Origin of the sequence: Comamonas suwonensis (genome assembly GCF_012844455.2) — a bacterium.
Lineage (GTDB): Bacteria > Pseudomonadota > Gammaproteobacteria > Burkholderiales > Burkholderiaceae_C > Comamonas > Comamonas suwonensis.
On record NZ_JABBCQ020000004.1, the window covers coordinates 1 to 21,893 of the forward strand.

Below are 21,893 nucleotides of genomic sequence, written 5' to 3' on the forward strand. Positions count from 1 at the left end.
TGTTGCTATTGGTAAGCGTGGGTCTTGGCGGTGCCAATTGGCGTTCGATCGAACCAGTGGGTGATGTGCTGAGCATCGCACTGCGTCACTGGTCTGGAGAGCTTGGAGATACTGACGGCCCCAGGCGTCTAGGGGATGACAACCTGCGCAAGTTGCTGGGCCATTCCCCTCCACCCGTAGTCATCCTTTCGGGCATAGAGGAGTCTGCAACTGAGTTGCTTCAGGCAGGTATAGCTGAGGACCTGGAATCCGGTCATAGCATGGCGGCCGAGCGACAGCCTCGCCTGCTAGTTACAAGATCCCAAGTTTATAAACAGCTGCGAACAGGCACGCTGATCAAACTGCAAGCGCATTTCCAAAGGCACTGGGGTGCTTGGCTTCAGGCACGCGAAGCGTGCAATCGAAGCTTGCGGGAAAGGACACTGATCATGATGACACTGCAACAATTAGCCGCGGCGATACGTCAGCGTTCCGCAGGTCGGTATGAGGAACAATTAACGGATGGAATGGAGCTTCCGGAGGTTGATCACGCGTAAGCGCCAATTTCTACCCCTAGTGAGGTCTTGGCTCCGGATACTCATCGTTTACAAGCAGCAGCCTTCGAACTTGGTCACTCAATCAATCCTTGCTCAAACAGCGCCAAGACGGCATTGATAAAACGAGACGCTTAGTCCTCGTAGAGCACCACCACTCGAGCAACGAAATTACCAAGTCAGCTAGCAATACTAGACAATCAGATGCATGTCAGGCGCTTACCTCATCGCAAACCATATGAATGTTCCATACGGACCCATCGTAAGTTCGTCGGATGTGATTGCATCGTTTTGCAATGGTCGCTTAAGTGGAAAAAATGAATGGGTGAATGGAGTTTTAGCTCCTTTTTTTAACGAAATTGAGCCTAGTTTGATCTTGCGTTGCGCGCGCGAGGTCAACGCATCTTTGGATATGGTCAACAGCCTGTACGCGCACACTTTAAGCTTAGGTTTTATGCCATCGCCCGAATGGGAAAAGGCCGTAGCCCTTCTTCAAGGACAGCTTTAGGCTGGTTGCAGCCGCTGAGCTTTGGCAAGCTTGTGACCGCTGCTGCCGAGACCAGACGTTGACCCGCTATCTGATCAGACGACCGCTACGAGCCTCAAACCGGAAGCTTGCTGGGTCTCAGTACCCCAGACAACCTGAGCGGCAGCTCTCGCAAGCTACGAACAGGTGCTGACGACCCATACCAGCCGGTCAATCTAATTCTGTGAATGACTGCTGTGCAGCGCATAGCAGAAGTCGCAAATGTTATCCCTCGACAAACTTGGCAATCAGTAAGCCAAAGGTCTGGCGCGTTCGGTCGCATGACGTTTGCAGCCCTTATGCATCCGACAAAATCTGGGCGCCCCCTGCTTGACCGAACAAACTTGAACACTGCAGTTTAGGCAACGCTACAGCAACTGATTGCCGAAGCACGCTAACGAGCTCCGGCAATCCTTCGCCGGATCACACTAGCGCAAAGTGCTGAGCTACCTGCCAGCCCAGCGATACCAGTGCCAGGGTAGCAGTCACAGCAACGGCCAGATGATTGCTTCGGGCACCTCTCTGTTGTTCAGCTTGCAGGGCTGTCAGTTGAGTTTCGGTGGCCTTGAGCATCTTGGTCTGCTCATTTAGGCTAGCTTCCTGCTTCTGTTCGACGCCCTTAACCGCCTCGTGCAGTAGCTTGGCAGTAACGTCCTGTACAGACACTTTCTCTAAGACGGATTGAATGTGCAGCTGTAGCTGCTGCCCGATGTCGACTTTGAAATCAGCGGTATCGCTAGCAAAATGCGCCAATTCAGCTTGGGTGTGTTGCGATTGGTTAGAGAAGGCAGTGGTCAGTTGTTGCTCAAGAACTTCGCGATGTTGTTCCAGTGCAGTGACGGTCGTGGCCAACTGCTCCTGGATGGCTGCTTTGCGCTGGGTATTCTCGGCCGTGATCTGTTCCAGCGTCTCCTGGGCCCGCAGGGCTTGAGTCGAAAAACCATCGATGACCTGTTGTTCGAAAGCGCCCGCCCGTTGTTGCTGCTCAGCAAAGCCACTGTTCAGACGCCCCAGGCACTGCTCGACTGAATCGAGCAAGGATTTCTTGACATCCGATTTCAAAGCCTGGCTTTCCACGCTGATACGGCTTTCTGCTTCCTTGACCAGCTTCACGCAGCCGACCAACTGCTGCGCCTGCTCTTGGGTAATGCCCTTGGCCTCCAACAAGCCCTGATTGGCCTTGTTAATGTCTTGCTGTTGCTTCTCCAACAGATTCTGCTGCTCGAGAATTTTCCGATTTTGCTGCTCCAGAGTGTTGGTCTGTTGCTTGAGTATGTTCTGCTGCTCCAGAAGAATACGCTGCTGGTCGGTCAGCACCTTGGAGATCGCCGTGTTGACAATCAGCAGTTGCGAGGATTTCGCGGTCAGACGGCCAATGGTCTGGTTCAGATCTAGCTGGGCATCCTGAATTTTTTCGCCGCGATCATCCCACCAGTTACCCAAGAAGTTTCCCTCCTTTTTCTCCCGACGCAGCTGCGCTAATTGCTCGGCATTCGTCGCAACCGCATCCTGCGCAGAAAGCATGCCATTGATCAGCTCTTTGATATTGCTGTCACGGATGATTTTTTCTGGGATGTTCACCGAGGAGAATACCTCGATGATCTGGAGTTCTTGCTTGTTCAACGCGTTCATATCCATTGAGCTTTCAAAGGGTTTTCAGAAAATCGTCGATTTCCGACTGGCTTTCATTGATGAAGTCGATCATCGCGAAGCTCTTGGCCACCTGTTCACCGGTTTCGACAACGGTCTGCTCCAAACTGGCCAGGGTGGCAGCCGCAGCTGTCCCGGCAGCTCCCAGCGTTACGCCGATGCTTTGGTAGAGGCTGATGGATTTCGAGTAATTTTCAATGTTGCCCAATGAGGTCTCGGAAAGAGCGACCAATTCCGTGGCGAACTCATCGCGACGTTTTGCATCAGTCAGCAGCTCGTCTATGAATTTTTCACTCTGCGAGTTCCGGTAGCGGTCGAACAAACAATCGATCTGATAGGCGAGAAAGGCCGAGAGCAGGCCTGTCATGATGCCAATCAGCACCGGTGTAATCAAATCCGCAAAGGGCTTGAGGAAAGGCACCGTTGCCATGAAGCCGCCCATCGTCTCGGTGAGCAGCAGGCCGACCGAAGTGATCACCACTGCAGTCAGAATCTTTAACCCTTCCTGCAGAGCTTGGTCGCTGGTCATATGCGTGGGCGGAAAAAAGATCATCTTGAACGCACGAAACAAGCCCAGCAGGCCCTCGCGAATTACGGTGACGAAGCGCTTTGCGGTGGAGAGAAAGCTATTGATCAGGAATGTCAGCAGATTGCTCATGAAACCGCTGACGCCACCCTGAAACATCTGACTCACCGCGTCGGGAATTTTCTTGACAACCAAGTCGATGACTCGCGCTAGACGCTCGCGGATTTCCCCGAACAAGGTCTTTCCGGCTTCGACCCCATGCTTGATCAACACCTTGAACTCATTGAACAGGCCGTTGACCAATTCGGTCAGCAGTAGGCCCAAGGCCTGGCACATCCCCTGCTTCACAGCCTGAGCTCCTCCGGACTGCAGCAGCTCGGTAGTCTGCTTCTTGAGCAATGCTTTGTTGGCCGTGTCATTGATGTGCTTCTTGGCTTCCTGGTATTTCTGCTCCACTAGCTGTTCGTCGAGATCAAACTTCTCGGCATTGGTCGAGCCATCCTTGCGCTTTTCTTCAGACCATTCCTTGAGATCTTTTTCTCCCTTGGAACGATTTGCCGACATATTGGTAAGGGCCAGATTTTCATCACTATTGGCGACCTCACGAATACGCGTGACATCTGCCGTGGCCTCACCTTTGTCCTGCCCCAATGCAAGGTGAATCTTTGGATCGCCATGAATTTCCTTGACGGAAACGACATGATCCAAGTCGACACCGACGATGCGTCCATCCTTCAGTTCGACCTTTCCATCAGCAGAAACATTGCGCCCGGTATATTCATCCTGGCCTTGTTTGATTTTGTCCTGCCGTAAATCTTCCCAAACCTTTTCGCCTGCACCTTTGGCTTGCTCCTTTTTTTTTACCTCGTACCCCGAACGGACTGCTTCGTCGTATTTTTTCTTGGACTGCGCATGGAGCTTCTTGTCTGAGTTGGTTGCTACATAGTCGCTATCTTCGCGTTTGAAGTTATGTAGCGTGGTGACGTTCCCACCATTACGGTCTTCGAACATGGCCGTCGACAGGCCAAAAGGACCGATGATCTGGGATATGACTTGCTGCTGGCAGTCATCAAAGAGTTTGTTGAGGCGCTGCTGCTTCAGCTCTGCAATGCTCTGGTTCACTTATCTTCTTTCTGTTATCAGCCGGTCTTGGCCTCGCTAAATCACACTGTCAGATCTACAAACTCAGTAAACCATTGGAAAAAGCTGTCGGCTTTCTTATTGCGTGCGCCGTCATCGTGCCAAAGCGTGATGATCTGACCAACCCGACCACCGCAGGCTGGATCAAGGTCGAGGCACAGGTGGTCCCCCGCTCCGTTGTAAGTGAACGGGATCCACTTCGGGCTCCACCAGGCTGGCTGGATGCCAGCTCCCGGGCGGGCTTTAGCACCATCGAAATCGCCGCCATCCAGCAGGTCTTTCCAGATTGCCCATTCATCCAGAATTCGCTCCGATGACAGAAATTCAGCACTCGGGAACAACCACTCAACCCCGCCACGTTGCCCATCGTGTACCCTGAGGCATTCGACAAAATCAACCGGCAACGTCACACCGAGCGTCTGTTCCAGTGTTTGTATCTTGGCATCGCTTGCTGGGGGATTGAGGTCGGCAAGTAGTGCAGGGTTGTTGGCTTTGAGCCATGCTTCTAGCCTTTCCCATTGCTGCTTCATGACAACTTTTCCTTGTTTCATTTTGTTACCAAATTCATCATGCAGCATACCTCATGCCCGGACGGGCCCGTGTCATGACAGTCAATTTCACTGCTTGCGGGTGACCCTGTAGCTGTCAATATCGACTGCAATTGCAGGGCGATCACTATTTGTCCTTTCCGGCACTCGGACAACTAAACGCGACCGACCGGGTTCAAACTGAAGCAGTCGCTCAAGCTCTAGCTCTGACCGACTGTTACTGGCCAAAAGCAGTAGGCCGGAAAATTGCCTCGGAAGCCAAGGACGATCATCTTCTCAGTCAATCGCAGGCTGAAGCTGTCGTCGCACTGATAGCGAGCATTTGGTACAGATGCTCAATGTTGCCAGTACACGCATTGGGCCGTTGCCGACATCTGGCCCGAGGCTCCAACAGCACAAAGTGACTCAGATCTAGCTGGGTATGCAGAACAAACATTGTTGCGCACACATGGGCAATCGACTTGCTCAAGAACGGCACTCTAGGCCCGCCTCAAAAACCATCGGATGCCTCTAGCAGCATGTCCTATAGAACTCGCATGTTCAACCTGAGACTCGCAATTTGCTAGGGGGTACGGGTATCCAGCTGTTGCCCGCTTGAACCTGGCACAGGCGCTTCTTCATGAAGACAAATAAGTGGAGTGCGGATAAAACAAATTCACGCGCTAAGGATTTACGGCTTTTTTGAGCAATTTGCCTAAAAAACGGGCAAATTCGCGTCTTCAAAAAAATGAAATCTCAAAAATTCATTAATTAAATCAATCAGTTGCATCGTTATTTTGGATAAACAGGAGTACAAAACTCAGTGAGAAAAGTACAAAACTGAGCGAGAACCGACAATCGACAACGACACCTCACGGGTTTAACTCCCCCTACGAAATTTGCGGGAACTTTGTCTTTAGCACTCCCTCTAACAGAGTGCTAATATGAAGATTATGGAAGAAAGGAAACCCGCAATGACAACTGCCTCCGGCTCCATTGCTACAGCCTTGGCACCCGCTAACCCTTGGGCGATGGTTCCTTCGCTGGGCAACCTCGATGCCTATATCTCGGCCGCCAATCGTCTGCCCATGCTCACCCTTGAGGAAGAGCAGGCATACGCACGCAAGCTCAAAGAAAACAACGACCTGGACGCCGCCGGGCGTCTGGTGATGTCTCACCTGCGTCTGGTCGTGTCTATTTCGCGCCAGTATCTGGGTTATGGCCTGCCTCACGGCGACCTGATTCAGGAGGGCAATGTGGGCCTGATGAAGGCTGTCAAACGCTTCGATCCCGATCAAGGCGTGCGTCTGGTTAGCTACGCCATGCACTGGATCAAGGCTGAGATCCACGAGTACATCCTGAAGAACTGGCGCATGGTCAAGGTTGCGACGACCAAGGCTCAGCGCAAGCTGTTCTTCAATCTGCGCTCGATGAAGAACGGTCTCAAGTCTGACGCCGCCATGGCAGATGACGAGCCCATGATGCGCGACACGCTGACTTCGCATGAGATTGACACGGTCGCGGCCAAACTCAACGTGAAGCGCGAAGAAGTCATGGAGATGGAAACCCGTCTTTCGGGCGGCGACGTACTTCTGGACCCTTCGCCCAGCGATGATGGCGAACAGGCTTATGGCCCCATCGCCTATCTGGCCGACGCCAACCATGAGCCTACGGCCATGATCGAGTCGCGCCAGCGTGACCATCTGGCAACCGATGGCCTGGCTCTGGCACTGGAAGGTCTGGATGACCGCAGCCGCCGTATCGTTGAGCAGCGCTGGTTGCAGGTGAACGACGATGGATCTGGCGGCATGACGCTGCATGAACTGGCTGCCGAATATGGTGTGAGCGCCGAGCGCATTCGCCAGATTGAAGTAGCCGCCATGAAAAAGATGAAAAAAGCGCTGGCCGAGTTTGCGTAAACACCAACTTGCGCCAAAGCCCTTAAAAAGGCTGAAATGCTGAACCCTAAACCCGGATAATTTCCGGGTTTTTCATTTCTGGCGTCGGTGTCACAGGCATCTGCGTCGATCTTCATACCAACAAGACATAAGAGACCTGCCATGCACGCACGCACTTTGAAGAATCTGTCTCGCCGCAGCCTGGTCGCCGCCGGTGCCGCCCTGATGGCCGCAACGCTGGCACCCGCAGCCATGGCCGCTGACAACTGGCCCGACAAGCCCCTGCACCTGATTGTGGGCTTCCCAGCCGGCTCTTCCCCTGACCTCACAGCCCGCGCACTGGCCGAACCACTGGAAAAGAAACTGGGCCAGACGGTTATCGTGGAAAACCGCGTGGGTGCTGGCGGCAATATTGCAGGCGAATACGTAGCCAAGGCTGACGGCTACACCTTCAGCGTGATGATCAACGGCAATATGACCATCGCCAAGATGCTCAACCCCGCCGTGCGCTACGACCCCATCAAAGACCTGCAGCCCGTAAGCCTGATTGGCGTGGCACCACTGGTGCTGGTGGCTCCCGCATCGGCACCACAAGGCAAAGCCTTCATGGAAGCCGCAGCCCAAGCGGGCGACAAGTGGAGCTACGGCTCCCCCGGTGTGGGCACCGTCGGCCATCTGGGCATGGAGTTGCTCAAGAGCCGCTCTGCCATCAAGGCCGTGCATGTTCCCTATACCGGCTACCCACAGGTCTTCAATGCCATTCAGGGCGGCGATCTGAAACTGTCCATGCTGCCCCCGGCTCTGGCCATGGCGCAGATTCAGGCAGGCAAGCTGCACGGCATTGCTGTGACTTCTGCCGCCCGAAGCCCACTGGCTCCCGGCCTGCCCAGTCTGAAGGATCTGGGCGTCAACAACTTTGATCTGGAAATCTGGAACGCCGTAGCTGCGCCTAAGTCCATGCCCAAGGCCCACGTAGAAAAGCTGGCCGCAGCCGTCAGCGAAATTGTGCGCACGCCTGAAATGCGCCAGAAGCTTTCCATGCAAGGCTGGCAAGCGGTGGGCAGCTCCCCTGAAGGTCTGCAGAACCGCATTCAGCAGGATGTGAAGGCGCTGGGTGCCATCATTCGCGATCAGCACATCACGTCGCAATAAGCTCACCGAGAGGCGTTGGCGCGCCCGTTTTAAACGTTTGGTGTTTGCTAAGCGTCTCTGCTGAAACTCCGTTCGGTATCCCATAAAGCGACTACCTCGTCAGATATCATGCGCTCGACAGGCATGCGTTTACGCTATGCCATCGGGCGCATTTTTTATCAGGCTGTCCCGCTGTTTACGGAGCCTTCATGGACGCTGGTACCTGGTTCACGCAACTCAACGCTTGGCAAGTCATGCTGTTGGGGCTGGTTTTTTTCGGTGGTATTTATCTGCTGGGCGGCCTGCTCATGAGCACGCTGACTGCTGTGCTTTCTCGACTTGGCATCGGTCAGGTACTCGACACGCGCCCGCTCAAGCCCGATCAGTTAGGCCGCGAATGGCGTCAGTCGTTTCATTCGATTCTGGTTTTCGGCCTCGGCATGATCGTGCCCTGGGGCTTTTTGCAACTGGGCTGGGCACACTTGACACCCGATGCCAGTGCAGGTCGCATTGCGCTGGAGATTGCCGTGCTGCTGATCTGGAACGATGTGCACTTCTGGATCAACCACCGTCTGCTGCATACCCGCAAGCTGGTGCGCTATCACGGCGACCACCATCGCTCCGTGGTGACAACGCCCTGGTCCACCTACAGCTTTCACCCGATTGAGGCACTGATGCTGGGCAACATCATTTTGCTACCCATGGTTGTGCATGACTTCAACTTCTGGTCACTGGCGTCAGTGCCGGTGCTGAGCCTGATCCTCAATCTCATCGGCCACTCCAACTACGACTTTTTCCCCAACGTGCTTGACTCGCACCCTCTGGCGGCCAGCCGTCGCCACCATCTGCACCACTCACGGCCAGCAGGCAACTATGGCTTTGCGCTGCCCTTTATGGATCAGATCATGGGCACCAAGGTCAAGACCGCCTACACCCGCGCACCAGCCGCTGAATGAGCCAACACCCCGGCCAGCGCCTGCCTCCCACTCTGCGCCATTGGCGCGACTGGCAGTCCGTGTTCTACATGCTCATCCTCCCGCTGATCGTCTGGTGGCAGTGGTCGCATGGCTTCAACCTCATCCTCTACGGCATTGAGCTGTTTTTAACGCTGGGCGTGGGCGTCATTCACCACAACCACACCCATGTGCGCATGTGGTGGGGCCGCTGGACGAACCGCGCCACCGACTACTGGCTGACCCTGCTGCAAGGCCACCCCACCTTTGTGTTCTGGCCCGCCCATGTGGCCAACCACCACCGCTTTCGCCACGGGCCGCGCGATCTAGCGCGCACCTACCGGCCAGACTTTGGCGGCGACACCAACCATCTCTGGGGTTATCTGATTCATCCGCTGCAGGCCGCCGTGGTGCTCTACCCGCTGTTTTTTCGCTGGCTGAACAATCTGCGCCTTCGCTGGCCCGGAGCATTCCGCTATTGCATGGGGCAGTACGCGCTGTGGCTGGGTAGCTGGGGATTCTTTCTGTGGCTGGACTGGCAAAAGGCGCTGATCTTTATCATCGTCCCCCAGTTGCATGGGCTGCACTGGCTGCTGGCCACCAACTACCTGCAGCACGCCCATGCCGATGGCAGGCCGCTGTCCAGAGCGCAGCGCAATACTCCAGGTATCGAGCTGAACTACGCCCGCAACTTTGAGGGGCTGGTCAACCCCCTGCTTTTTAATATTGGCCTGCACACCGCGCACCATGAATGCCCGCATGCCCACTGGTCTGATCTGACCACGCTGCATGAGCGTATTTACCGCCAGCGAGTTACGCCCGCATTGAACGAGGGGGGCCTGCTGCCCTACATGGGACGCGTGTTTGTATTGGGTCTGATCTGGCCCGCGGCAAGAACCCAGCCGCAAATGCCGCCAGACGCTGTGAAGTAAAACCTGTCGAGGATCTATGCCTGTTGCCTATTCAAACGTCTATCTTCAATCTGCCGGTATGTTCCTGCCTGGCTCTCCGGTGGATAACGCTGGCATGGATGCATATGTCGCACCGCTGAACCGCATCTCCGGGCGCATCAAGCAACGCATCCTGGCGGAAAACGGCATTCAGCAGCGCTACTACGCCATCGATGGCGCTGGCCAGACCGTCTTCAGCAACACGCAGATGGCCGCAGGTGCAATTACAGAAACACTGGCACTGGCTGGCAAGACGCTCGCTGATGTAGGCTACCTCTCCAGCGGTTCATCAGGTGGCGATGCGCTGATGCCCGGCTTTGCCAGCATGATTCAGGGCGAGATGGCTGCGCCCCCCATGGAGACCTTATCGGTGCACGGCGTCTGCGCCGCCAGCGTGGGAGCCATGCAGGCAGCGGCCATAGCGGTGGAAAGCGGCGCGCACTCACTGGCGCTGTCTGTGGCCAGCGAGATGCCATCGCGCCTGTTCAAGCGCTCGCGCTTCGCCGCGCAGGATTACAACACCGACTTTGACGCCCACTTTCTGCGCTGGATGCTGTCGGATGGCGCAGGTGCGGTGTTGCTGGGCGGACCCAAGGCCCTGCCGCAAGCCAATGGCCTGCGCCTCAAGCTCAAGTGGACGCACCAGCGCAGTTTTGCCGGAGACTACCCCGTCTGCATGCAACTGGGCCTGACGGCAGATCGCAGCAAAAGCCACCTGGACTTCCCCGCCTGGGGCGATGCCGAGGCAGCCGGTGCGCTGTCGCTGCGCCAGGACATTCGCCTGCTGCCGCACCTGTTTGACGTCTGCATTCACGAATACGCCGACCTCGCCCACAAAGGCTGGGTGCCCGAGCGCGGTATTGACCACTTTCTGTGCCACTACTCGTCAGAGCGTTTCATCCCCGTCGTCGATGATCTGCTGGGCAAAGCACAGCTCAGCATCCCGCGTGAGCGCTGGTGGAGCAATCTGGCCTGGCGTGGCAACACGGGCGCGGCCTCCATCTTCATCATGATGTCGGAGTTTTTGCAGAAAGAAGGCAAGCGCCTGAAAGCGGGCGACACCGTGCTCTGCTTCATCCCCGAATCGGGCCGCTTCACTGCCGGCTACATGCTATGGGAAGTAGAGCTGGATACGCCCGTTCAGCAAGCGCCACAGGCCCATTTCCCTCATAAAACCGCCGCCTCTGAAACGATTGCCAACGATGCCCTGCCCGATGTGTCCACCATCGCTGCGCCGCACGACCCGGCTACTGCACCGCAGCAACTGGCCCCACTGCTGACCGAGCTGGCCAGCATCTGGCAGGACTACCGCAGCAATGTCTGGCGCTCGCCGCTGCTGCGCCGCATTCGCACCCGCGAGCTGCAAAGCAGCGACTATGTGCGCTGGATGAGCCACTGGATTCCCCAAGTGCGCGAAGGCAGCCTGTGGATGCGGGAAGGCGCAGCATCGCTCACGGGCGACTACGCCACGCTGGCCTCGCTCATCGACCTGCATGCCGGTGAAGAGCAAAACGACTTCAAAATTTTGCACAGCGACTACCTGAAGGCCGGCGGCACCGAAACCGATATTGGCAAATTGCGTCGCAACCCCGGTGGCGAGGCACTCAACGCCTATCTGCACGGCCTTGCTGCTACGTCCAACCCCATTGGCCTGCTGGGCGCCATCTACATCATTGAAGGGACGGGCCAGCGCATCGTGCCCAGCTTGCTGCCGCTGCTGCGCGCCGCCCTGCCCTTGCCCCCCGATGCCTTTCGCTTTCTGGAGTATCACGGTGCCAATGACGAGAACCATTTGGAGCGCTGGCTGATCGCCGTGCAGATGGCGCTGGACCTGGACACCGAAGGCACGGCCCAGCAAGCCATACTGCAGACCGCCCGCCACACGGCGGCCATGTATCTGATGCAGTTCCAGCATGTGCTGGCCGAATAAAAACAAGACGAGCAGGACAGCCTGATGAAGAACGAATTCAACGACCATATCTGGGACGAACGCGACCCTAGTCCTTGGCTGGCCCTGTATCTGGACCAGAGCACGCCATTGCCCGATGACGTCAAAGCCGCCTGGCTGCGCGACTGCAGCAGCAGCTCGCGCCAGTTTTTTCTGCCCGCCATGCGGCCCATGGCGCGCCTGTCGATGATCCTCATTCAGGCGCTGAAAATCTTTCTGCCAAAACGCTGGTCACACTCCATCTTGCTGCACCGCATGCTGGCGTTTGGCATGAAGAGGTTTCTTTCGCCAGAGGCCAACTGGCTCATCATGCGGCACTTTCACCTGGGCTCTCAGGTGCTGCAGTTTGTGGCCGCCAACTCGCCCACCAAGGTCAGTACCACGCCTTTGATGCCCATGGAGATTGACGATGTGAAAGAGGAACTCTTCCTCAAGCACGACCTCAACCTCTTCAACTTTGTGATTCGCCTGAACAAGGCGCTGCGTGAAAACAAGCAAGAGCTGGTCCCTGTCGCAGAGCCCGATTTTTCGATGATTCACGAGCCCCAGCTCAAGCTCGAAGACATGCCACGCGGGCGCTTCAACGTCATCGATCTGCAAAGCGCCATTGAGCTTTACACGCCCATTTATCAGCTGCTACTGACCGACAACGATTTCTGGCGCGCCAGCAACTCGCTGCAGCTGGATGAAACCCTGGGCATTTACTGCGCCAAGATTTTGGCCTCGCCCGAGCATCTGGTGTTGCTCAACAACAAGCATCCTATGGTTCCGGATTCAACGCTTTATGCGGCTTACCGTCTGGTGCTGCACGGGCTGTCCACCGAAATGCTGCACTCGCTGCTTGCGCGCATGGCCAGCGGTGAGCTGCCGATTCCAGCGCGTGAGTTGGCCAAGATGCACAAGGCGGCCGAAGCCAAGCAATGAACCATCACCCGTCATCAATTCTTCAGACCATGACTAACCAAGCGTCTAACTGTTCGGCAGGCATGGCGCGGGAATGCAGCCAGCCTTGAAAGAATTCGCAGCCAATGTCGCGCAGCAGGTCCAGCTGTTCGACCTCTTCCACGCCTTCGGCCACGACCTCCAGATCGAGTGCATGGGCCATGTGCACAATGCCGCCCATCAGGCGGTCCCGGCAGGGAGATGGAGACAAAAATTCCCGCCCCAGCTTGATGCGCTGCAGCGGCAGATATTGCAGATAGGCCAGCGATGAATGGCCGGTGCCAAAATCATCAAGCGCAATCGTCACCCCCAGCCGTGCCAGCCCTTGCAACACTTCGCGTCCCTGTTCGAGGTTCAACATGGCCTGCGACTCCGTCACCTCCAGCTCCAGCCATTGCGGCGGCACTTCATACCGCGTCAAACAGCTGCTGACCTGCTCGACCAGATTCACCTGTCGCAACTGATGGGCCGAGAGGTTGACCGCGACGCGCAACGGCGTGCCGGCCTTCAGCCACACGGAAATCTGCTTGCAGGCGGCATCAAGCACATAGTTGCCCAAGGCCACGATCTGCCCGGAAGCCTCCGCCACCGGAATAAAACGCACGGGGCTGACATTCCCCAGCACCGGATCATTCCAGCGCAGCAACGCCTCCACCCCCACCACTGCGGCACTCTCTATCCTGACCTGCGGCTGGTAATGCAACTGCAGCCCGCCGTAGCTGAGCGCCATGCGCAAGCGCTCGGCCAGCTGCACACGCTCGGCCATTTCCTTACCCATGCAAGGCTCGAAAAACACGGCATTGCCACGACCCCGCGCCTTGGCGCTGTACATGGCCATATCGGCAAACCGCATCAGATCATCGCCAGTCTGGGCATCATCGGGATACAACGCGATGCCAATGCTGGCCCCGAAATCCAGCGCCAGCCCATCATGTTTGAAAGGGATGGACAGCGCAGCCAGAATCTGATCGCTCCAGAATCTCGCACGGGCGGCGTTCTCCCCCGCCAGGAGCACGATGAATTCATCGCCTCCAAGCCGCGCCAGAATGCCTTCGCTGCGCAGCTGAGATTTCAGGCGTCGGGCGACTTCTCTGAGCAGATGGTCGCCAGCAGCATGCCCGTAACCGTCGTTGATAGCCTTGAAATTATCCAGATCCAGCTGCAACAGGGCCATGGGATCATCGCCAGCCTGAGCAATCTTGAGCTGCTCCTGCAGTTCCTGACCAAACTGCCAGCGGTTGTTAAGGCCGGTCAAAGTGTCCTTGGTGGCCTGAAACTTCAGACGTTGCTGCATCTGATGCAGCTCCGTCACATCCCGGACAAAGGCGACAGCCAAGCCTTCGCCATCTTCGCCCAAAAAACCCAGAGCAATGTCGACAGGCATTGCACTACCTTGCTTTCGCTGCAGCCATAAAACGCGACCCAGCCCCATGGGGCGGCGCGAGGGCTGAGAGAAATAACTGCGCAGGTAGTGACCATGCACCGCCTGAACATCGGATGGCAGCAGGATGTCGAGACCCTGACCTTCCAGCTCCCTGCATTCATAACCCGATATGGCTTGCATGGCTGCGTTGGCCGCCACGATGCGCCCATCCCGCCCCACCAGCAAGATTCCATCAGGAGCAGAGTCCAGCGCATAACGCTCACGCTGAGTCAGCAGCATGGAAGGCAGGCTCACCTCATCGTGCCCCGCAGAAAGCGCCAGACCCATTCGTCGCTGACGGTCCGCCAGTGCGGCCTCGGACACAGGCTCAAGCATTGAAGAAAAAGGGCATTCAGCCATACAAGCGCTCCAGACATTCACTCTGGCGTCCTGCGTGCAGAACCGCCTCATGCAACATCAGAGGATAGGTATCTGCTGGCTCGCGGCGAGAAGCCTTGCCAAGTGTTTGAAAGCACCCACTATGCGCGGCAGCAAGCGCAATCTGCTTGCGCTACATCAAACACAAATGTGTAACAAGAAATTTCAATGGGTTACTCTCATCTGCACAAATGTTCCAAGCAGCCGCGCTATCAGCCCAGCAGTGCTCTCACATCCTGCACCAGGACTTGCGGGCCTGCGCCATAGCGCTCATAGATGCGCAAGCGGCCTTGAGGGTCGTACAGATAAGTGCCGGCAGAGTGATCGACGGTGTAGGTCCCCTCGGCCTTGCCTGGAACTTTCTTGAAGTAAATCTTGAAGTCCTTGACCACAGCGGCGAGCTCTTCAGGCGTCCCGCTCAAGCCGACAAAGCTCTGGTCGAAGTTCGCCAGATAGGCCTTGAGCACTTCGGGCGTGTCGCGCTCAGGGTCTAGCGAGACAAACACCGCCTGCAGCTTGTCGCCATCAGCGCCCAGCGCCTGTTTGACTTCCAGCAGCTCTTGCAGCGTGGTCGGACAGACATCGGGGCATTGGGTGTAGCCAAAGAACACGGCGACGACCTTGCCGGAGAAATCCTTGAGGCTGCGCTTTTGGCCATTCACGTCGGTCAGCGGAATGTCTTTGGCGTAATCAGCACCTGTCACATCCACGCCTTGAAACGCGGGCTTTTTATCGTCCTTGCAGGCGGTCAGAGTGAATGCGGCTGTGCAGGCCAGTGTTGCGGCGCCGAATGCGCGCAATGCACCTCGTTTATCCATGATGGTTCAGGTCAGGTAGTGATCCACCAGCAGGGCTGCAAACAGCAAACTCAGGTGAATCAGGGAAAAGCGGAAGGTTTTGCGTGCCAGCGCATCCGAGTAGTTGCGCAGCAGTGCCCAACCATAACCGCAAAACCCCAACCCCAGGACCACTGCGGCAAAGAGGTACAGATAGCCGCTCATCCCCACCACGAACGGCAGCAGGCAGCCCGCAAACAGCACCACAGTGTAGAGAAACACTTGCAGCCGCGTGAAGGCATTGCCATGCGTCACGGGCAGCATGGGCAGGCCCGCGCGGCGGTAGTCCTCAACCCGGTATAGCGCCAGCGCCCAGAAGTGTGGCGGTGTCCACAGAAAGATGATGAGAAACAGCAGCAGCGCCTCATGCCCGACCTGCCCCGTCATCGCGGCCCAGCCCAGCACCGGCGGCATGGCTCCCGATGCACCGCCAATCACAATGTTCTGAGGTGTGAGTGGCTTGAGCACCAGTGTGTAGACGACCGCATAGCCGATAAAGGTGGCCAGCGTCAGCCATAGCGTCAACGCGTTGACGGCCAGCAGCAAGATGGCGGCACCCGCTGCGCACAGCAGGGCAGAAAACACCAGCGCCTGCCGGTGCGACAACTCGCCACGCGCCGTGGGGCGCCAGGCGGTGCGCTTCATTCGGGCATCAATCGTGCGCTCTACCAGGCAGTTAAAAGCCGCCGCGGCCGCGGCCACCAGCCAGATACCTGTGCAGGCCGCCAGCATGCGGCCCCAGTCTTGCCAGGTGGGCGCGCCAGGCACGGCAAGCACCATGCCGATGAAGGCACAAAACACAATGAGCTGCACCACGCGCGGTTTGGTCAGCGCGTAATACTGTGCCCAGCGCGATGTCTGCTGCTCGGCCTCTGCAGCGGGTTGAGGGATGCTCTCCACATTCATGACCTCTGCCTGCATGTCACCCTCCTCAATAACTATGATTTAGATAGCTAGCAGCGGTTTATCTGCATACGCTATAGGGCATTTCAATGCTTATTCCCTGCGGCGTCAGCAGCCGCACGCCCGGCCTCATCCCATGAGGAAGAGGCACGCAGCAGTCGCTCCAGATCTCGCTTGGCCTTGCCTGCCGTGGCTTTGTCCATATGGGCCGGGAAGCGCATCATCCAGTGGCCTTGCGGGTCCACCACATACAGGTGTTCATCCAGCGTATGGCCGACTTCAGGTTTCAACCAGTCTTGAATAGCGGCAGCTGGCATGCGCAGCGCCGTCGCCTGCTCGGCGGCGGGCAGGATTTTTTCGCTTACGGCTTGCTGATCGTTAATGAGCCAGACCCAGTCCAGCCGATCTTTTTCACGGCCCAGCGTTTCACGCAACTGGCGCTGCAGATACAAGTGGTCCTGGCAGCGCGCTTCGCAGCTGGCATTGCTGGTGCTGACCAGCAGCCACTGGCCCTGAAGACTGCGCAAATCCATGCTGGAGCCATCGAGCTTTTGCACCTTCACATCAGGCAGACTGGGCTGGCTGCTGATCAGCTCGCCATAGCTGCGCTGCTGCGTAGGGCGCAGCACGTAATAGGTGAAGTACGAAGCCACCACAGGCGCAGCGCAGACCAGCAGCACAGCCAGCATCTTCCAGCGTCCACTGCGCGCTTGCTGCATCTGGGTTTGTGCGGGGTCTGGCAGGCTGTGAATTGAAAAGCTCAGCGGCTCATCGCCTTCATGACCCTCACTATCGCGGCGCTGCGGGATGGGCCGCGCGGCGGGGGAGGTAAAAGCGTCGGACGAGTTGAAACCAGACATAAAGCAACACCACCAAAACACTGAGTCCGAACCACTGAAAGGCATAGCCGTAGTGCTTTTGCACACCGGCATTGATTTGTGGCCAGTCGCGCAGCAAGCCTTGGCTGGCGGCACCATCACTGGTCTCCACCAAGCTCAGCGCCAGCAACGGCAGACTGCTTTGCTGCGCCCACTGGGCAATGTCTGCATTCTGTCGGATGCGCGACTTTTTCCCATCAGGGTCTGCCCCGCCATTCTCACCTTCCAGCTCCATCAGCTTGGAGGGCGGAGCCTCAAGCCGGCCCTCAATCGTGAGCAGTCCAGCAGGCGTATGCACCGGCGGCAGCACCATGCGATCCATGAAATTGCGCGGTGCCCAGCCGCGCTGCACGATGATGACGGTGCCTTCATGAGGCGCAGCAAGGCGAAACGGTGTGAGCACATAGAAACCCACCTTGCCCTGCATTTGGCGATTTTCCAGAAACACCGTCTGCTCGGGCAGCCACTGGCCTTGCAGTTGCGCAGGTCTGTGCAGCAGCTCTTTGCGCTTCGAATCGCTCAGGATTTGGCTGACTGCAGGAACCTGGCTCGCAAGCTCTGCGTTACCCCAAGGCGCCAGCGCCTGCTGGCGTGCCATGGTGTCAAAGATTTCCTGCTTTTGCGCGGCGCGGCCCAGTTGCCAGAAACCCAGCGATGCCGTTATGCCTGCGCAGACAAGGGCTGCGAATGTGATCAGTAGAAACCGCCAGAGGTCTGGAATTCGGGAAGTTCGCACCAGATAATCCATTCATGAAATTCGTGATCATTCTCGCTTTTCTCGCCATTTTGGCGAGCCTTGGCAGTGCGCTGTTCTTCATGATGCGCAAGGGCGATGGCAGCGCCAGCACAGCCGCCGAAGACGCAGAGCGCAGCCGCAAGATGTTCCACGCCCTTGCCTTGCGCGTGGCATTGTCCATAGGGCTGTTTCTGTGCATTTTGATGGCCGCCAAGATGGGCTGGATCCAGCCTACAGGCTGGGTTCCAGGCAGCTGATCCTTTGCAAACAGCTGCTCGCCATTTACCGCGCTATACAAAAGCAAGCGCCTTGCGCCTGTCTGTCTTTGGTTTCAGCATTAAACAATGTTGGAACCTTTAGATGACAAGCGCAAGGCGCTCTGAAAAAAGTAGTGACTACGGCTCTCTCACATCCAGTAAACGAGGATGTAGAGGAAGACCCAGACCACGTCCACAAAGTGCCAGTACCAGGCAGCGCCTTCAAAGCCGAAGTGGTGCTTGTCAGTGAAGTCGCCCTTCATCAAGCGAATGGTGATGAAGAACAGCATCAGCATGCCCACCAGAACGTGGAAGCCGTGAAAGCCGGTCAGCATGTAAAAGGTGGAGCCGAACACGCCCGAGTTGAGCTTGAGGTTGTAGTCGTTGTAGAGGTGGTGGTATTCGTAACCCTGCACGAACAGGAAGATGCAGCCCAGAATCACCGTCATCCACATGAAGCTGATGCAGCGCGCGCGGTTGTTGACCTGCAGCGCATGGTGGGCGATGGTTAGCGTCACCCCTGATGTCAGCAGCAGTGCCGTGTTGATGGTGGGCAGCCAGAACGGGCCCACGGTCTTGAAGGGCTCAACAATATTGCCGGGCGATGCCGTGGCACCAGCGGCCACACTGGGCCAGACGGCCTGAAAATTGGGCCACAGCAGCTCGTTTGCCAGGCTGCCGAGTGCGGGCACAGAGTGCGCGCGCGCCCACCACAGAGCTGTGAAGAAAGCGCCGAAGAACATCACCTCAGAGAAGATGAACCAGCTCATGCTCCAGCGGTACGACAGATCAATCTTGCGACTGTAAAGCCCGGCTTCGCTTTCGCGCGCAGCATCGCGGAACCAGACAAACAGTATCGACAGCCACCAGATCAGGCCAAAGTACAGGGAATACATTCCCCATTCATGGCCGTTGATCCAGGTGCCCGCACCGAGAATCATGAAAAACAGACCGATGGCCGCCATCACGGGATGGCTGGATTCGGCTGGCACATAGTAGTAAGGGGTCGCGCCCTTATGGGTTGCACTCATCACTCGGCTCCTGACGCTGTTGATCGTTGTTTTTACCGACGCTCCACTATCACTGGCACTTCGCCCCACCCGTCTTCAGCCTAGGCTAAACGACCAGGTTGACGATCCATATCAACGCTAATACCAAGATCACAATCGCCACCAGACCCACCCCAATGACGTGCAGCGGCGTGATGCTGGCGAAGTCTTTCTCGTATTCCTTGCCCTTGCGCACACCCAGCATGGCCCATGCCACTGCGACGATGCTGCGCCAGAAATTGGTCTTTTTGCGGTCCTGCGTCATAAATGGCTCCCCGGCGCAGCCACGGCAGCCGTGCTGTCAGCAGGCGTGACAGGTGCAGGGGGGGTCTTGCCACCCACTTCAAAAAACGTGTACGACAGGGTGATGGTCTTCACATCTTTGGAGATGCGTGGATCAATCACAAAAGCCACCGGCCATTCGCGCTTTTCGCCGGGCTCCAGCGTGTATTGCGAAAAGCAGAAGCACTCCATCTTGTTGAAGTAGGCCGTGGCCTGGCGCGGTGCATAACTGGGAATGGCCTGCGCAGCCATACGGCGGTTTTGCACATTCTGAAACTCATACATCACCGTCGCCAGCTCACCAGGGTGAACCTGTACCGAACGCTTGGCGGGCTTGAAGTCCCAAGGGCCGCGCGCATTGGCGTCAAACTCTACGGTGATGGTGCGACTGGTGTCGATCTGGCTATTGCTGGGCAGCTTCACATCGCGCCCGGCCACGCCCGCACCGGGCACCTGCTTTTCGGACAGCGACAAGATGTTGATGCCCGTCAGCTCGCAGATGTGCTTGTAGATGGGGATGAGCACGTAGCCAAACGCAAACATGCCCAGCGCGACAATCGCCAGCTTGCCCACCATCTTTGCGTTTTCCTTGGCTACGCTCACATCACCCTCCTTGCATTCACTGCATCAACCGGCCGTCTCAGTGCAGCCAAGCCATCTTCACGACAAAGCCAATAAAGAACACGGCGGCTGTAGAGGCCAGAATCAGCCCCAGTTTCAGATTCGCCTTGCGTTGCTCTTGCATTCTGGTTTGCGTTGTCATCTCAAAGCTCCTGTTCAGCCAATCACCTTGGTGGCAGTTTCATCGAGCTTGGGCGGGTTCTCAAAAGTGTGGAACGGCGCGGGAGAAGGTACTTCCCACTCCAGACCTTCTGCGGCTTCCCAAGGCTTTTGCGGCGCTTTTTCACCACGGCCGCGCATGGCAGGCCACACCACGAAGACAAAGAAATAAACCTGCATCAGACCAAAACCGAAGCCGCCAATGGAGGCAATCATGTTGAAGTCGGCAAACTGCATGGGGTAGTCGGCATAGCGACGGGGCATGCCGGCCAGCCCCAGGAAGTGCATGGGGAAGAAGGTGATGTTGAAGAAAATCAGCGAGCCCCAGAAGTGGAGGCGGCCGCGCGTTTCGGAGTACATCACGCCCGTCCATTTGGGCGACCAGTAGTAGTAGCCAGCAAACATGGAGAACAGCGAACCGGCCACCAGCACGTAGTGGAAGTGCGCCACCACGTAGTAAGTGTCTTGCAGCTGAATGTCGATGGGAGCCATGGACAGGATCAGTCCGGTAAAGCCACCCATGGTGAACACGAAGATGAAGCCCACGGCAAACAGCATGGGGGTCTCGAACGTCATGGAGCCGCGCCACATGGTGGCGGTCCAGTTGAACACCTTCACCGCCGTAGGCACGGAGATCAGCATGGTCGCGTACATGAAGAACAGCTGACCTGTAACCGGCATGCCGGTGGTGAACATGTGATGCGCCCACACGATAAAAGACAGGATGGCAATGGCCGCCACGGCATAGACCATGGAGGTGTAGCCAAACAGCTTTTTGCGGCTGAAGGCGGGCACGATCTGGCTGACGATGCCGAAGGCCGGCAAGATCATGATGTAGACCTCGGGGTGACCGAAGAACCAGAAAATGTGCTGGTACATCACCGGGTCGCCACCGCCCGCGGGGTTGAAGAAGCTGGTGCCGAAATGGCGGTCAGTCAGCGTCATGGTGATGGCACCAGCCAGCACGGGCATCACGGCAATCAGCAGATACGCCGTAATCAGCCAGGTCCAGGAAAACAGTGGCATCTTCATCAGCGTCATGCCAGGTGCGCGCATGTTCAGAATGGTCACGATGATGTTGATCGCGCCCATGATGGAGCTGGCACCCATGACGTGCATCGCAAAGATGCTGGTGTCCATGGAGGGGCCCATTTGCAGCGTCAGCGGCGCATACAGCGTCCAGCCTGCAGCGGGTGCGCCGCCGGGCATGAAGAACGACCCCACCAACATGATGCCCGCAGGAATCAGCAGCCAGAAGCTGAAGTTATTCATGCGCGCAAAAGCCATGTCGGATGCGCCAATCTGCAGCGGCAACATCCAGTTAGCGAAGCCCACAAAGGCCGGCATGATGGCGCCGAACACCATGATCAGACCATGCATGGTGGTGAGTTGATTGAACAGCTCGGGATTGACGATCTGCAGACCGGGCTCAAACAGCTCGGCGCGAATCAGCATGGCCAGCACGCCCCCCACCATCAGCATGGTGAAGGAGAACAGCAGGTACATCGTGCCGATGTCTTTGTGATTGGTGGCAAACAGCCAGCGACGCCAGCCCGTGGGCGTGGCGTGATGGTGGTCGTCATGCCCATGGTCATCGTGACCATGGCCCTCATGGGTGTGGACGGGAGGAACTACGGCGCTCATATT

General features: G+C 57.1%; 21 protein-coding genes. 8 read left to right on the top strand and 13 right to left on the bottom strand.

What is annotated here, in order from left to right:
- Nucleotides 1–536: ABC-three component system protein (locus HF327_RS21875; protein ID WP_206764349.1), on the top strand; the 536-nt coding region annotated here is incomplete at its 5' end.
- 946 nt (nucleotides 537–1,482) lie between these two features.
- Here the strand turns inward: HF327_RS21875 and HF327_RS05400 are convergent.
- The 3 genes from HF327_RS05400 to HF327_RS05410 are packed head-to-tail and all read right to left on the bottom strand — an operon-like array spanning nucleotide 1,483 to nucleotide 4,953.
- Complete coding sequence (locus HF327_RS05400; protein WP_169107286.1) at nucleotides 1,483–2,691, bottom strand: hypothetical protein; 1,209 nt, start codon at nucleotides 2,689–2,691, stop codon at nucleotides 1,483–1,485.
- Nucleotides 2,692–2,704: 13 nt separating this feature from the next.
- Complete coding sequence (locus HF327_RS05405) at nucleotides 2,705–4,357, bottom strand: AI-2E family transporter (protein ID WP_169107287.1); 1,653 nt, start codon at nucleotides 4,355–4,357, stop codon at nucleotides 2,705–2,707.
- Between the two features lie 41 nt (nucleotides 4,358–4,398).
- Complete coding sequence (locus HF327_RS05410) at nucleotides 4,399–4,953, bottom strand: SMI1/KNR4 family protein (protein ID WP_236024061.1); 555 nt, start codon at nucleotides 4,951–4,953, stop codon at nucleotides 4,399–4,401.
- 923 nt (nucleotides 4,954–5,876) lie between these two features.
- Here HF327_RS05410 and rpoH point away from each other — a divergent pair.
- From rpoH to HF327_RS05440, 6 genes are all read left to right on the top strand, one after another.
- Complete coding sequence (gene rpoH, locus HF327_RS05415; protein WP_169107288.1) at nucleotides 5,877–6,821, top strand: RNA polymerase sigma factor RpoH; 945 nt, start codon at nucleotides 5,877–5,879, stop codon at nucleotides 6,819–6,821.
- A 141-nt stretch (nucleotides 6,822–6,962) separates the two neighbouring features.
- The gene (locus tag HF327_RS05420; RefSeq protein WP_099735828.1) at nucleotides 6,963–7,952 is read left to right on the top strand and encodes a Bug family tripartite tricarboxylate transporter substrate binding protein; all 990 of its coding nucleotides are present in this window, start codon (nucleotides 6,963–6,965) and stop codon (nucleotides 7,950–7,952) included.
- 188 nt (nucleotides 7,953–8,140) lie between these two features.
- Nucleotides 8,141–8,887 (top strand): sterol desaturase family protein, encoded by a 747-nt coding sequence (locus HF327_RS05425; protein ID WP_169107289.1) that lies wholly within the window; start codon nucleotides 8,141–8,143, stop codon nucleotides 8,885–8,887.
- Complete coding sequence (locus HF327_RS05430) at nucleotides 8,884–9,816, top strand: fatty acid desaturase (protein ID WP_169107290.1); 933 nt, start codon at nucleotides 8,884–8,886, stop codon at nucleotides 9,814–9,816. Before HF327_RS05425 ends, HF327_RS05430 begins: the two co-directional genes overlap by 4 nt.
- 16 nt (nucleotides 9,817–9,832) lie before the next feature.
- Nucleotides 9,833–11,764, top strand: a complete 1,932-nt coding sequence (locus tag HF327_RS05435; protein ID WP_169107291.1) for a beta-ketoacyl-ACP synthase III — start codon at nucleotides 9,833–9,835, stop codon at nucleotides 11,762–11,764.
- A 24-nt stretch (nucleotides 11,765–11,788) separates the two neighbouring features.
- On the top strand, nucleotides 11,789–12,706 hold the full coding sequence (locus tag HF327_RS05440; RefSeq protein ID WP_169107292.1) for a DUF6999 family protein: 918 nt from the start codon (nucleotides 11,789–11,791) through the stop codon (nucleotides 12,704–12,706).
- Nucleotides 12,707–12,728: 22 nt separating this feature from the next.
- Here the strand turns inward: HF327_RS05440 and HF327_RS05445 are convergent, their stop codons facing one another.
- From HF327_RS05445 to HF327_RS05465, 5 genes are all read right to left on the bottom strand, one after another.
- Entirely contained in the window at nucleotides 12,729–14,507 is a 1,779-nt protein-coding gene (locus tag HF327_RS05445) for a putative bifunctional diguanylate cyclase/phosphodiesterase (RefSeq protein ID WP_169107293.1), read from the bottom strand.
- A 230-nt stretch (nucleotides 14,508–14,737) separates the two neighbouring features.
- Complete coding sequence (locus tag HF327_RS05450) at nucleotides 14,738–15,343, bottom strand: SCO family protein (protein WP_169107294.1); 606 nt, start codon at nucleotides 15,341–15,343, stop codon at nucleotides 14,738–14,740.
- Between the two features lie 6 nt (nucleotides 15,344–15,349).
- Entirely contained in the window at nucleotides 15,350–16,267 is a 918-nt protein-coding gene (gene cyoE / locus HF327_RS05455; protein ID WP_169107500.1) for a heme o synthase, read from the bottom strand.
- Between the two features lie 83 nt (nucleotides 16,268–16,350).
- Nucleotides 16,351–17,124 (bottom strand): hypothetical protein, encoded by a 774-nt coding sequence (locus HF327_RS05460; protein WP_169107295.1) that lies wholly within the window; start codon nucleotides 17,122–17,124, stop codon nucleotides 16,351–16,353.
- Nucleotides 17,054–17,878, bottom strand: a complete 825-nt coding sequence (locus HF327_RS05465; protein WP_328701760.1) for an SURF1 family protein — start codon at nucleotides 17,876–17,878, stop codon at nucleotides 17,054–17,056. The genes HF327_RS05460 and HF327_RS05465 overlap by 71 nt, the downstream gene beginning before the upstream one ends.
- A gap of 14 nt (nucleotides 17,879–17,892) precedes the next feature.
- Between HF327_RS05465 and HF327_RS05470 the strand changes: the two genes are divergently transcribed.
- Nucleotides 17,893–18,135 carry a twin transmembrane helix small protein gene (locus HF327_RS05470; protein WP_169107296.1) on the top strand — a complete coding sequence of 81 codons (243 nt, stop codon included), beginning with the start codon at nucleotides 17,893–17,895 and terminating at the stop codon, nucleotides 18,133–18,135.
- 149 nt (nucleotides 18,136–18,284) lie between these two features.
- On the opposite strand, the gene HF327_RS05475 is transcribed toward HF327_RS05470, so the two are convergent.
- The 5 genes from HF327_RS05475 to ctaD all read right to left on the bottom strand — a co-directional run bounded on the left by HF327_RS05475 (nucleotide 18,285) and on the right by ctaD (nucleotide 21,890).
- A complete protein-coding gene (locus HF327_RS05475; protein ID WP_099735819.1) occupies nucleotides 18,285–19,166 on the bottom strand; it encodes a cytochrome c oxidase subunit 3 in 882 nt (293 codons plus the stop codon).
- Between the two features lie 85 nt (nucleotides 19,167–19,251).
- Nucleotides 19,252–19,449 (bottom strand): DUF2970 domain-containing protein, encoded by a 198-nt coding sequence (locus tag HF327_RS05480; RefSeq protein WP_169107297.1) that lies wholly within the window; start codon nucleotides 19,447–19,449, stop codon nucleotides 19,252–19,254.
- Nucleotides 19,446–20,069: a cytochrome c oxidase assembly protein gene (locus HF327_RS05485; RefSeq protein ID WP_169107298.1), complete on the bottom strand. Its 624-nt coding sequence runs from the start codon at nucleotides 20,067–20,069 to the stop codon at nucleotides 19,446–19,448. Before HF327_RS05485 ends, HF327_RS05480 begins: the two co-directional genes overlap by 4 nt.
- 37 nt (nucleotides 20,070–20,106) lie before the next feature.
- Nucleotides 20,107–20,229 (bottom strand): cytochrome oxidase small assembly protein, encoded by a 123-nt coding sequence (locus HF327_RS21915; protein WP_210768956.1) that lies wholly within the window; start codon nucleotides 20,227–20,229, stop codon nucleotides 20,107–20,109.
- A gap of 14 nt (nucleotides 20,230–20,243) precedes the next feature.
- Entirely contained in the window at nucleotides 20,244–21,890 is a 1,647-nt protein-coding gene (gene ctaD / locus HF327_RS05490) for a cytochrome c oxidase subunit I (RefSeq protein WP_169107299.1), read from the bottom strand.
- Between the last annotated feature and the right edge of the window lie 3 nt (nucleotides 21,891–21,893).